Here is a 12,241-nt window from a genome sequence, read left to right on the forward strand (position 1 = left end):
GCGGCAATGAAGGCGAGGAGCGTTTCAGTCGTCACGATGTGCGGCTCCGGTCAGACCACGGGTTCGACATAGACCCGGATACGTCCGCCGCAGGACAGGCCGACCTCCCAGGCCGTTTCGTCTGCGACACCAAAGTCTAGTGTCGTCGGCGTTCCGGTTTCGATCACGTCCATGGCCTCGGAAACCACGGCGCCTTCGACACAGCCGCCGGACACGGATCCCTCGAAATTGCCGTCCTGGTCAATGACCAGATGGGAGCCGACCGGCCGGGGAGCGGAGCCCCAGGTCTCGACAACGGTGGCCAGCGCAACGGAGCGTCCGCTGTCCCGCCAGCTTGCAGCGGTTTCAAGAACATCGGGGAGTGTATCGGTCGCTGTCATCGGATGTCCCTTCTCGGTCGGCTTCTGAATATAAACCTTTCCGGGCCGGAGAAAAGCGGCCACCAAAAGAAACGGCGCCTGGAGTTCCAGGCGCCGTGATCTTCATCCGGTAACGGTCGGGCGGTTATTCGGCTGCCGTGCGCAGTGCCGGGGCGGCGTTCAGCACGGCGCCGTCCACATGAGCCTCGAAGGTCTCGAAGTTGGAGACGAACATCTGCACCAGTTTCGCGGCCTGGCTGTCGTAAGCCTGCTTGTCGGTCCAGGTTTCCCGGGGCGTCAGGATCTGGCCGTCGACACCGTCGACGGACACAGGCACCTCGAAGCCGAAATTCGCATCGGTGCGGAATTCGGCGTTTTTCAGCTTGCCGGACAGGGCGGCCTGCAGGAGGGTCCGCGTGGCCTTGATCGGCATGCGGTGACCGGTCCCGTAGGCACCACCGGTCCACCCGGTGTTGACGAGCCAGCAATCCACATTGTGCTTGGCGATCAGGTCTTTCAGAAGATTGCCGTACTCGGACGGATGGCGCGGCAGGAAGGGAGCGCCGAAACAGGTCGAGAAGGTCGCCTGAGGCTCCGTGACCCCTTTTTCGGTGCCGGCGACCTTCGCGGTGTAGCCGGACAGGAAGTGGTACATGGCTTGTGCCGGGGTCAGCCGCGCGATCGGGGGCATGACGCCGAAGGCATCGGCCGTGAGCATGATGACGGTCTTCGGCATCGGCGCGCGGCCGGTGTCGCTGGCGTTTGAAATGAAATGGATCGGGTAGGCGGCACGGGTGTTTTCGGTTTTCGACCCGTCGTCGAAATCCGGAGCCCGGTTGTCGTCGAGGACGACGTTTTCAAGCACCGTTCCGAAGCGTTGCGTGGTGGAGTAGATCTCCGGCTCGGCCTCTGCGGACAGTTTGATGGTCTTGGCGTAGCAGCCGCCCTCGAAATTGAAGACGCCGTGTTCGCTCCAGCCGTGCTCGTCGTCGCCGATCAGCGTGCGATCCGGGTCGGCGGAGAGGGTCGTCTTGCCGGTGCCGGACAATCCGAAGAAAATAGCGGTGTCGCCCTCGTCGCCCACATTGGCCGAACAGTGCATCGGCATGACGCCTTTTTCCGGCAGCAGGTGGTTGAGCATGGTGAAGACGGATTTTTTCATTTCGCCGGCATAGGAGGTGCCGCCGATCAGAACGATCTTCCGGGTCAGGTCGCAGGCGATCACCGTCTCGCTGCGGCAGCCGTAGCGTTCCGGATCGGCCTTGAAGCTGGGCAGGTCAATCACGGTCATTTCCGGAACGAATCCGGCAAGTTCGGCGGTTTCCGGCCGCAGCAGCAGGTTGCGGATGAACAGGGAGTGCCAGGCGTTTTCCGTGTAGACGCGCACCGGCAGGCGATGGGTCTCGTCCGCGCCACCGTAAAGGTCCTGGGCGAAAAGCTCCATGTCTTCCGCATGCGCAAGAAAGTCGGCCAGAAGGGTGTCGAATTGCTGCACGGACATCTGAGCGTTGTTGTCCCACCAGACCGTGTCCCTGGTCTCGTCATCGAGAACCACGAATTTGTCCTTCGGGGACCGGCCCGTGTGAATTCCGGTATCGGCAACCAGAGGGCCGCCGGCCGCCAGTTTCGTTTCGCCGCGGGACAGGGAATACTCATAAAGAGCAGGCTCGTTCTGGTTCCAGTACAGCGCCTTCAGGTTTTTCAAGCCGAAGGTTTCGCAGCCATTGGACGGGTTCCTGACACCTACTTCAAACATTTCCCGCAGTCCTCGTGATGTGGGCATTTTCGTTGCCGCCGGACCGGCTTATGGGCCGATCCGGGCCGTAAGGTTTGCGAACGTAGAGGATAGGCCAATAGGCAGCAAGACTGACGAAAGGGCTATGTTCTTGTTTAATCGATTAAAATACCCTGCGGAAACGGGTATATTTAATTTGGATCGCAAATAAAAAAACGAAACTTTCGCTATGTTCGAATCGATCACCTAAACGAAAAAAACCGCGTAAAATTCGCGCTTCGAGAGAAATACTTCGAAAAAAATCCATGCCTGTTAACCATGGAAATCCCGGACAGTCCCTTGAATTGGCCAGTTGAAGTCGCCAATAAAGCTGCCGGCGGCTCGGATGATCGCACCCGCACGCCGCCTCAATACTGAGATCAAAACGACGATCCTCAGTCAGTAAGACAGGGATTGCCTTAATTTATGCGCATTTAGCGGGCCAAAGGCACTATGTTAAGGTAATACCTGTACGTGCCATTGGGTGCGTTGCCGGAAATGGAAATTAAACAACATGCCGACAATTGCTCTGGTCGATGACGACCGCAACATTTTGACCTCGGTTTCGATCGCCCTGGAGGCGGAAGGATATCGGGTTCAGACCTATACGGACGGAACGTCCGCCCTGGAGGGATTGCAGAGCGATCCGCCGGAACTTGCGATTTTCGACATCAAGATGCCGCGTATGGATGGCATGGAGCTGCTGCGCCGGTTGCGCCAGAACTCCGACCTGCCGGTTATTTTCCTGACTTCCAAGGACGATGAAATCGACGAGCTGTTCGGTCTGAAAATGGGCGCCGACGATTTCATCCGCAAGCCGTTCTCCCAGCGTCTCCTGGTCGAGCGTGTGCGCGCGGTGTTGCGCCGGGCCCAGCCGCGCGATGCATCCGCGCCGCGCGAAGACGCGGACAAATTGCTCGAGCGCGGTCAGCTGGTCATGGACCAGGAGCGCCACACCTGCACCTGGAACAACAAGCCGGTCACCCTGACGGTGACCGAGTTTCTCATTCTGTCGGCCCTTGCGCAGCGTCCCGGCGTCGTGAAAAGCCGCAATGCGCTGATGGACGCGGCCTATGACGACCAGGTCTATGTGGACGACCGGACCATCGACAGCCACATCAAGCGCCTGAGGAAAAAGTTCAAGGTTGTTGACGACGACTTTGACATGATCGAAACCCTTTATGGTGTCGGTTACCGGTTCCGGGAGGTTTGAGCCTGACCGAGACACCGGCCTAAAGGGTGAAACTGGATGGCGGTCGAAAGCGAGAGGGCGGAAGAACTATCCCAGACCGAACCGGCCGACGGTTCGGAACGCTCCCGCTTGCGCCGCCTCGGCAACAAGAGGATCCGGCGCCGCCTGCTCAACCAGCTCGGGCGGATATTCGGCACCTATGTGCTGTCGTCCCTGACCCGCCGGATCATTGCGATCAACCTGGTCGGTCTTCTCGCGCTGGTGATCGGCATTCTCTATCTCAATCAGTTTCGCGCCGGACTGATCGACGCCCGAGTGCAGAGCCTTCTCACCCAGGGCGAAATCATCGCGGGTGCGATTGCCGCCTCCGCGACGGTGGATACAGGAACAATCACGGTCGATCCGGAGCGGCTTCTTCAGCTTCAGGCCGGGGAAAGCATCACGCCAACCGGAGACGATCTCGATAATCTCGAATTCCCGATCAACCCCGAACGGGTGGGGCCGGTTCTTCGGCGCCTGATTTCGCCGACCAAGACGCGCGCCCGGATCTACGACCCGGAAGGCATCCTGATCCTCGACTCCAGACATCTCTATTCCAGTGCCCAGATCCTGAGGTTCGATCTTCCGCCGCCGGCGGGCGAAGAAGCCGGGTTCTGGGATACGGCCTGGCAATGGGCGAAGCGCTGGCTGCGCCAGGGCGAATTGCCGCTCTATCAGGAAGTGGGTGGCGGTGACGGCCGCGCCTATCCCGAGGTCGAGGCCGCCCTTGCCGGATCGCCCGCCAGCGTGACGCGCATCTCCCCGCGGGGCGAACTGATCGTCTCCGTCGCGGTGCCGATTCAGCGGTTCCGGGCGGTGCTTGGCGCCTTGCTGCTGTCGACACAGGGTGGCGACATCGACGCCATCGTGCGGGCGGAACGCATCGCGATTATCCGCGTCTTCCTGTTCGCGGCGACGGTCGTCGTCTTGTTGTCGATCCTGCTGGCGGGCACGATCGCCGGCCCGGTCCGCCGCCTGGCGGCCGCTGCCGACCGTGTTCGCCGGGGATCGAATTCCCGAGAGGAAATCCCGGACTTTTCGGACCGCCAGGACGAGATCGGCCATCTGGCCCGCTCGTTCCGGGAAATGACCAATGCGCTCTACAACAAGATCGACGCCATCGAGCAGTTCGCGGCCGACGTGGCGCATGAACTCAAGAATCCGTTGACCTCGCTCCGCAGCGCGGTGGAAACCCTGCCTCTGGCGAAATCCAAAGTCTCCCAGGACCGCCTGATGGAGGTGATCCAGCACGATGTGAGACGCCTCGACCGTCTGATCAGCGATATTTCCGATGCCTCGAGGCTCGACGCGGAACTGGCGCGGATCCAGTCGGAAACCATCGACATCGCGGAATTGCTGCGCAACATGACGGACGAGGCCAATCAGCGCTCGGGGCCGGATATTGCCAGCGTCAAGCTGTCGGTCGCCGATGCGCCCGGCGCGAAACCCTACCGCATGCAGGGGCACGATATCCGGCTCGGTCAGGTGGTGAGCAACCTGCTCGACAACGCGCGCTCCTTTTCGGCCCGGGACGGTACGGTCCGTGTGGATCTCAGCCGTGAGGGGCGGTGGATCAGGATCACCGTTGACGACGACGGTCCCGGCATCCGCGCGGAAAATACCGATCGCATTTTCGAACGCTTCTACACGGATCGTCCGGATGGTGAAGGCTTCGGCAACAACTCCGGCCTCGGCCTGTCGATCTCACGCCAGATTGTCGAGGCGCATGGAGGGACGATCGGTGCGGCCAACCGGCTGAAACCGGGCCCGGATGGCGGGCAACAGGTGTCCGGTGCCCGCTTCACGATCTACCTGCCGGCGGGTGCCGGCAAGTGACGGAACCGGCCGTGCATGCCAGTTGCGTCGTGCTCGGCGCGATCGGGGTGCTGATACGCGGCGTATCGGGCAGCGGCAAGTCTCTCCTTGCCGAGACGCTGATCGAGGAGGCGCGAAGCAAAGGCAATTTCGCCGCCCTTGTGGCCGACGACCGTGTGGTTCTGACGGCGGTCGGCGACAGGCTTCTGGCTGCGGTCCCGCAGGCGATTTCCGGTCAACTCGAGGTGCGGGGGTTCGGCATTGCCGGCATGGCGTATCTGCCGCGCGCCCGCGTTCATCTGATTGTTGACCTGAAGCCGCTTGAGACGATCGAGCGCCTGCCGGAGACCCCTGTCGGGCTGGAAGCCGTCGAGAACATTCCGCTGCCGCATGTGATCTGCCCGAAGAACGAGACCGTTATCGGCAGACGGCTGATCAGGTGGGCAATCCGAACCGGTTATCCGGACGCGCCCGATTACATTTAAGGGCAAACGCCGTGTTTTTTGCTTGCAACTGAGGAAACGGTTGAAGAGAGTGCATCAGACTGATACACGCCCGGCTCCGACATGGATCCATGACGATTTCGGGAAGACCTCGAGTTCATCGCACTCAACGATCAGGCCGTATTACGAATGATTGGACTAGTACTTGTGACTCATGGGCGCCTCGCCGAAGAATTCAAGGCGGCGTTGGAACATGTTGTCGGTCCTCAAGAACAGGTCGAAACCATCTCCATCGGCCCCGATGACGACATGGAGCAGCGGCGCCAGGATATCCTTGCAGCGGTTGAGGCTGCCAATTCAGGCAAGGGCGTGGTTCTCCTGACGGACATGTTCGGAGGCACACCGTCCAATCTCGCCATTTCCGTCATGGACGGCAAGTCGATCGAGGTCGTTGCCGGCGTCAATCTTCCGATGCTGATCAAGCTTGCCAGTGTGCGCGGCGACCGGAGTCTGGCGGAGGCCGTCGACGAGGCGCGCCAGGCCGGCCAGAAATACATATCCGTCGCGAGCCAGGTGCTGTCGGGACAAAACTAAAGCCAAGATGCCAGCACCCACCGTTTTCGAAAAAGACCTGACGATCGTCAACCGGCGCGGGCTGCACGCACGGGCCTCCGCGAAACTGGTCAAGCTTGTCGAGACCTTTCAGGCGGAAGTCGAGGTCTCCAAGGACGGTCAGACCGTTGGCGGCACCTCGATCATGGGATTGATGATGCTCGCGGCGAGCCCGGGATGCTGCATCAGGGTCAGCGTGCATGGCGACGACGCGGAAGCCGCGCTTGCGGCGATTTCAGAGCTTGTGGAAGGCGGCTTCGGCGAGACGGACTGACGTCGCACCGCAGTGGCCTTCCGAAAATCATTTGAGGAATCCCATGGCCAGCCATTCCGAAGACCGACTGACCTCCGCCGCGCGATCGGTTCTCTCCCATCTTCACGACGTTCTCGAAATGCAGTTCGGTTTCGAACTGTGGGACGGTACGCGCATTCCCGCCGACAGCGGAGAGGACGTCCTGCGCATCGCGCTGTCCCGGACGGCGTTGACACGGCTTCTCAGGCGGCCCGGCATCAAGACGGTCATCGATCTTTACTCGACCGGTGACATCGATCCCCGGGGCGGCAGCATATTCGACTTCGCGGACAAAAGGCCAAAGGTGAAGGGCCGGGAGGTTCGCAAGCGTCTGAACAAGACGCTGCTGCTGAAAGCGGCGCTGCCCATTCTTCTGGGAAGCAGCGCAGGCGCGCAGGCGCAGGATCTGGAGGGGCTCGACGCCGGACGCAAAGCGGATCGGGGGTCCGGGAGCCGGAAGGAAGACATCGCGTTCCACTATGATGTCTCGAACGACTTCTACCGGCTCTTTCTCGATCCCGAGATGGTTTATACCTGCGCCTATTTCCGGGATTGGTCGAACGATCTCGCGACGGCGCAAAAAGACAAGCTGGACATGATCTGCCGCAAGCTCAGGCTGAAACCGGGCGAAGAGATGCTGGACATCGGCTGCGGCTGGGGCGCTCTTATCTGCCACGCAGCGGAGAACTACGGGGTCAGGGCCCTGGGCGTTACCCTGGCGGAGGAACAGCTCAAGCTCGCGAGGGAGAATATCGCCAGGCGCGGTCTGGAGGACAAGGTTTCCGTCGAACTGATCGACTACAGGGATCTCAAGAAAGGCCGGTTCGACAAGATTTCCTCCATCGGCATGTTCGAGGCGGTCGGTCTCGACAATTACGACAATTATTTTCAGAGCGTGCACCGTCTTTTGAAACCTCGCGGAATCTACCTCCACCATGCGATCACCCGCCGCGGCAAGAAGGACATGGCGAAATTTCGCCGCAAGAAGCCGGAATATCAGGCTCTGGTGCGCTACATCTTTCCCGGTGGCGAGGTCGACCACATCGGCTGGACGCTGACCAACCTGGAAGAACACGGCTTCGAGGTGCACGACGTCGAGGCCTGGCGGGAACATTACGCGCGCACCACACGCCTTTGGGCGGAAAACCTGATGAAGGTCAAAGAGGCCGCGGTCGCCGATATCGGGGAACAGAAATACCGGCTGTGGCTGGCCTATCTGTGCGGCGTGTCCCTCGGATTCGAACGCGGCTCCATCAATATCTTCCAGACCGTTTCCTCCAGACGCACAAAGGGCCTGTCCGGCCTGCCGCCGACCCGGGAAGATCTGTACCGCCCGCGATCCTGAGGGGCATTTAACCGTATTTTTATGATATAAAGATTTCTTTATATCTTTATTGCGGGGAGCGCCGTCGGGCGTTATAAACCGCGCAACGGTTTTCCGGCCATTGCGGAAAGCCGGCGGGCAGCCGTCGAAACGCCTCACAGGGTGTTGCGTGTCGAATTGCGGCCGCGATCCGGAAACCATGCACTTTGAGCTGGCAGAACAGCAGGACCTTTTCATGACCGACTACATCGTCAAAGACATCGCGCTCGCGGACTGGGGCCGCACCGAAATCGAGATCGCCGAACACGAAATGCCGGGTCTGATGGCCTGCCGCGAGGAGTTCGGCGCCAGCAAGCCGCTCAAGGGCGCCCGGATCGCCGGTTCCCTGCACATGACCATCCAGACGGCGGTTCTGATCGAGACGCTGGTCGCGCTCGGAGCGGAAGTGCGCTGGGCATCCTGCAACATCTTCTCCACCCAGGATCAGGCTGCCGCGGCGATCGCCGCCGCCGGCATCCCGGTCTTCGCCACGAAAGGCGAGACCCTGGAAGAATACTGGGACTACGCTGACAAGATCTTCGACTTCCCCGAGGGAGCGAACATGATCCTCGATGACGGCGGCGACGCCACGCTTTACATCCTGCTCGGCGCGCGCGTCGAAGCGGGTGAAAAGGATCTCATCGAGAATCCGCAGTCCGAGGAAGAAGAGTATCTCTTTGCCCAGATCAAGAAGCGCCTGGCCGCCAACCCGGGCTGGTTCACCAAGCAGCGCGACCTGATCCAGGGCGTTTCGGAAGAAACCACCACGGGCGTTCTGCGTCTTTACGAAATGCAGAAAAAAGGCCAGCTGCCGTTCCCGGCGATCAACGTCAACGACAGCGTCACCAAGTCCAAGTTCGACAACCGCTACGGTTGCCGGGAGTCGCTCGTTGACGGCATCCGCCGCGGCACGGACGTGATGATGTCCGGCAAGGTGGCTGTCGTCTGCGGCTATGGCGATGTCGGCAAAGGCTCCGCCCAGTCGCTGGCCGGCGCCGGCGCACGCGTCATCGTCACCGAGATCGATCCGATCTGCGCCTTGCAGGCGTCCATGGACGGCTATGAGGTCAAGACCATCGAGCAGGCTCTGCCGGAAGGCGACATCTATGTCACGGCTACCGGCAACAAGGACATCATCACCTTCGACCACATGCGCGGCATGAAGGACATGGCCATCGTTTGCAACATCGGCCACTTCGACAACGAGATTCAGGTTGCTGCCCTGAAGAATACCAAGCTTCGTCCGGTCAAGGACCAGGTCGACATGTACGAATTCCCGGACGGCAAGCGCATGATCCTGCTCTCCCAGGGTCGCCTGGTGAACCTTGGCAACGCCACCGGCCATCCGAGCTTCGTCATGTCCGCAAGCTTCACGAACCAGGTTCTGGCCCAGATCGAACTCTACACCAAGGGCGATCAGTACAAGAAGGAGGTCTACGTCCTGCCGAAGCATCTGGATGAAAAGGTAGCGCGCCTCCATCTCGAGAAGCTGGGTGTCACGTTAACCGAATTGAGCGACGACCAGGCGCAATATCTGGGGATTAATAAGGCCGGACCGTTCAAGTCGGAGCACTACAAATACTGATTCCGTCGACTCGGGATACTAGATGTAGTTCAGGCCTTGATTCGGGCCTGTGAACAAAAAAATGCAGGACCCTTAAATTTTAAGGGTCCTGTTAACTTTTCAGTTACGGACTCTTCTTCGTGATTCTCAAAAAGGTTATGGTTTTAGCGAATCAAAGGCCAGGAGGCGGAAGTCTTTGATTTGCTCCCAGAAACCGGGAGCTGCAGCCCGCACCGGCGGGTGAAAAAGGCGGCGTAAGGGGAATACACGATGCCGAAAGGCAACAGGGGCGACGTGCGGATTCGCGCGGCGTGGCGAGAGTGGAGTCTGAAAAAGACAGGGCTATGCGGCGTGGCAGCCGCCGGGCTCGGGCTGTCTTCCGGGCAGGCGGCAGCGGATATGCTGACTGACACGGCGGCGGCGATCAGCCCGGATTCCATGATTTTGTTCGGTGCGTTCGGTGGCTTGTGCGCCTTTGCGATCACGTCAGCCATCGCGCTTGTCCGGCACCGGAAACAGTCCTCGCAGATCACCGAAACGCTCGAAAAGGAAAAAAGCGACCTGAAGTTCCGGGTCGACCGGCTGGAAGCCATGCTCAACACGGACGAGCAGCGCGTGATCGTCTGGACCGGCAATGGCGCCATGCCGCAGATCTGGGGCATCCTGCCTGAAACCTCCGGCGTGCCGCGGCCTCCCGCACAGTTGCTGGCCTTCGGCAGTTGGCTGACGGGAAAATGCGCTGGCGACCTTGAGCGCTATCTGGACATGCTTTTCCGCACCGGCGAAGCGTTTTCCACGACCTTGAAAACCCGAACGGGCAGCTATGTCGAAGCCCATGGGCGCACCACGGGCGGTGCCGTCGTCTTGCGCCTGCGCGACCTGACCGGCGAGCGGCAGATGCAGGCGGAACTGTCCGCGCGCAATGCCAAGATCTCCGGTGAACTTCACATGCTTCATGCGCTCTTGAATGCCATGCCGGCACCGGCATGGCAGCGGGACGCGGAAGGCAATCTGGTCTGGGCCAACGAATCCTACGCCGAAGCCGTCGAAATGCCGGACGCGGTGACGGCAGTGAAGGAGGGCGCGACCTTCCTCGACGCCGCCGCCCGCACGGCCATGGCGGTGCAGCGTACGGAAGACGGCTGTTTCAACGCGCGCATTCCCATTGTTGCCTCCGGCGAACGCCGGGTGTTCGAAGTCACTGATGTCAACGCCAATGTGGGCGGGGCCGGCATTGCCGTTGACATCAGCGAACTGGAACAGGCGCAAAAGGAAATGAGCCGCGCGGAAGAATTCCACGGCCGGACCCTGGACCAGCTCGCGGCTGCCGTTGCGATCTACAGCAGCGACCGCAAACTGCAATTCTACAACGCCGCCTTCCGCCAACTCTGGGAGCTGGATCCCGCCTTCCTGGAAAGCCGGCCGGAAGACGGAGCCGTTCTCGATGCGCTCAGGGCCGCGCGCAAGCTTCCCGAGCAGGCGGACTACCGTGTCTGGCGCAACAAGATGCTGGAGAGCTATCAGTCCCTCGATGCAAGGGAAAGCTGGTGGCACCTGCCCGATGGCCGCACCCTGCGCGTGATCGCCAATCCGCATCCGCAGGGCGGCGTCACCTATATCTATGAAAACGTCACCGAGCAGCTCGACCTGGAAAGCCGGTATAATGCGCTCACCCGGGTCCAGGGCGAAACGCTGGACAATCTGTCCGAAGCTGTCGCCGTGTTCGGCTCCGACGGACGCCTGCGCCTCTGGAATCCGGCCTTCGGGCGGATCTGGAACCTGGAGGAAGACCGGCTCTCCGAATTGCCGCACGTGAACGAGGTCGTTTCCGCCTGCACCTTGAGCGAAACCGAAAAAACCGCCTGGGAGCAACTTGCGGGCAATGTCACCGGCCTCGTCGACAACCGCATGCAGAATGTCAGCCGGCTGGAGCGTCACAATGGCGACGTTCTGGATTACGCGACCGTGCCGCTGCCGGACGGGGGGACCCTGGTCACCTTTGTCGATGTGACCGACAGCGTGAATGTCGAACGCGCGCTTCTGGAGAAGAACGAGGCTCTGGAACAGGCCGACCAGATCAAGAACGCCTTCATCCAGCACGTGTCCTACGAGCTGCGCTCGCCGCTGACCAACATCATCGGCTTCGCCCAGTTGCTCGCCGACCCGAAATTCGGCGAACTGTCGGAAAAGCAGGGCGAATACGCCGAATACATCCAGTCGTCGTCCTCCGCGCTTCTGGCCATCATCAACGACATTCTCGATCTGGCGACCTTGGACGCCGGCATCATGGAGCTGGATGTCGGCGAGGTCGATGTGGCGTCGACGGTTTCGGCGGCCGTCGAGGGGCTGAAGGACAGGATCGCGGAAGCCAAGATCAACCTGCGCACCTACGTGCCGGACAATATCGGTGTGATGGTCGCCGACGAAAAACGTCTGCGGCAGGTTCTGTTCAACCTGATCTCCAATGCCGTGCGCTATTCCGAACCCAACGGCATCGTCGATGTGAGCTGCAACCGCGCGGACGACAAGGTGACGTTCATCGTTCAGGACCACGGGTACGGCATACCGGCGGAAATTCTCACCCAGGTGTTCAACCGCTTCGTCGGTCATGACACCGGAACCCGCCGCCAGGGCGCGGGCCTCGGCCTTGCCATCGTCAAGAGCTTCGTCGAACTGCACGGCGGCACGGTCGATATCGAGTCCCTGGAAGGCCGGGGAACGACGGTGACCTGCGTATTCCCGGCACGGCCTGAGCTGGTGGAACACGCAGCGGCCGAATAGGATGCCG

The 12,241-nt window shown here is 60.8% G+C and carries 10 protein-coding genes; 8 read left to right on the forward strand and 2 right to left on the reverse strand.

The genetic code is table 11. The features are described 5' to 3' along the window. Positions 1 to 50: 50 nt before the first annotated feature. Entirely contained in the window at positions 51 to 380 is a 330-nt protein-coding gene (locus JF539_RS21145) for an XdhC family protein (RefSeq protein ID WP_207142721.1), read from the reverse strand. Positions 381 to 504: 124 nt separating this feature from the next. Then, positions 505 to 2,115: a phosphoenolpyruvate carboxykinase gene (locus JF539_RS21150; RefSeq protein ID WP_207142722.1), complete on the reverse strand. Its 1,611-nt coding sequence runs from the start codon at positions 2,113 to 2,115 to the stop codon at positions 505 to 507. A gap of 532 nt (positions 2,116 to 2,647) precedes the next feature. On the opposite strand from JF539_RS21150, the gene JF539_RS21155 reads away from it, so the two are divergent. The 8 genes from JF539_RS21155 to JF539_RS21190 all read left to right on the forward strand — a co-directional run bounded on the left by JF539_RS21155 (position 2,648) and on the right by JF539_RS21190 (position 12,234). Continuing rightward, positions 2,648 to 3,346, forward strand: a complete 699-nt coding sequence (locus JF539_RS21155) for a response regulator transcription factor (protein ID WP_207142723.1) — start codon at positions 2,648 to 2,650, stop codon at positions 3,344 to 3,346. 36 nt (positions 3,347 to 3,382) lie between these two features. Beyond that, the gene (locus tag JF539_RS21160) at positions 3,383 to 5,200 is read left to right on the forward strand and encodes a sensor histidine kinase (RefSeq protein WP_207142724.1); all 1,818 of its coding nucleotides are present in this window, start codon (positions 3,383 to 3,385) and stop codon (positions 5,198 to 5,200) included. Beyond that, positions 5,197 to 5,664: an HPr kinase/phosphorylase gene (locus JF539_RS21165; RefSeq protein WP_207142725.1), complete on the forward strand. Its 468-nt coding sequence runs from the start codon at positions 5,197 to 5,199 to the stop codon at positions 5,662 to 5,664. Before JF539_RS21160 ends, JF539_RS21165 begins: the two co-directional genes overlap by 4 nt. Before the next feature lie 147 nt (positions 5,665 to 5,811). Beyond that, a complete protein-coding gene (locus JF539_RS21170) occupies positions 5,812 to 6,216 on the forward strand; it encodes a PTS sugar transporter subunit IIA (protein ID WP_207142726.1) in 405 nt (134 codons plus the stop codon). Positions 6,217 to 6,223: 7 nt separating this feature from the next. Then, complete coding sequence (locus JF539_RS21175) at positions 6,224 to 6,508, forward strand: HPr family phosphocarrier protein (protein ID WP_207142727.1); 285 nt, start codon at positions 6,224 to 6,226, stop codon at positions 6,506 to 6,508. A gap of 43 nt (positions 6,509 to 6,551) precedes the next feature. Beyond that, positions 6,552 to 7,871: a class I SAM-dependent methyltransferase gene (locus JF539_RS21180; protein ID WP_207142728.1), complete on the forward strand. Its 1,320-nt coding sequence runs from the start codon at positions 6,552 to 6,554 to the stop codon at positions 7,869 to 7,871. A gap of 214 nt (positions 7,872 to 8,085) precedes the next feature. Then, positions 8,086 to 9,474 (forward strand): adenosylhomocysteinase, encoded by a 1,389-nt coding sequence (ahcY, locus tag JF539_RS21185; RefSeq protein WP_207142729.1) that lies wholly within the window; start codon positions 8,086 to 8,088, stop codon positions 9,472 to 9,474. A gap of 249 nt (positions 9,475 to 9,723) precedes the next feature. Then, positions 9,724 to 12,234 (forward strand): PAS domain-containing sensor histidine kinase, encoded by a 2,511-nt coding sequence (locus JF539_RS21190; protein WP_207142730.1) that lies wholly within the window; start codon positions 9,724 to 9,726, stop codon positions 12,232 to 12,234. Positions 12,235 to 12,241 lie beyond the last annotated feature (7 nt).

Origin of the sequence: Roseibium aggregatum, from assembly GCF_017309185.1 — a bacterium.
Lineage (GTDB): Bacteria > Pseudomonadota > Alphaproteobacteria > Rhizobiales > Stappiaceae > Roseibium > Roseibium aggregatum_B.

Bases quoted from the DNA above. Each gene is read 5' to 3' on its own strand.
- JF539_RS21150 (WP_207142722.1), bottom strand. From the start codon at position 2,115: ATGTTTGAAGTAGGTGTCAGGAACCCGTCCAATGGCTGCGAAACCTTC.
- ahcY (WP_207142729.1), top strand. From the start codon at position 8,086: ATGACCGACTACATCGTCAAAGACATCGCGCTCGCGGACTGGGGCCGC.
- JF539_RS21145 (WP_207142721.1), bottom strand. From the start codon at position 380: ATGACAGCGACCGATACACTCCCCGATGTTCTTGAAACCGCTGCAAGC.
- JF539_RS21175 (WP_207142727.1), top strand. From the start codon at position 6,224: ATGCCAGCACCCACCGTTTTCGAAAAAGACCTGACGATCGTCAACCGG.
- JF539_RS21160 (WP_207142724.1), top strand. From the start codon at position 3,383: ATGGCGGTCGAAAGCGAGAGGGCGGAAGAACTATCCCAGACCGAACCG.
- JF539_RS21180 (WP_207142728.1), top strand. From the start codon at position 6,552: ATGGCCAGCCATTCCGAAGACCGACTGACCTCCGCCGCGCGATCGGTT.
- JF539_RS21155 (WP_207142723.1), top strand. From the start codon at position 2,648: ATGCCGACAATTGCTCTGGTCGATGACGACCGCAACATTTTGACCTCG.
- JF539_RS21190 (WP_207142730.1), top strand. From the start codon at position 9,724: ATGCCGAAAGGCAACAGGGGCGACGTGCGGATTCGCGCGGCGTGGCGA.
- JF539_RS21170 (WP_207142726.1), top strand. From the start codon at position 5,812: ATGATTGGACTAGTACTTGTGACTCATGGGCGCCTCGCCGAAGAATTC.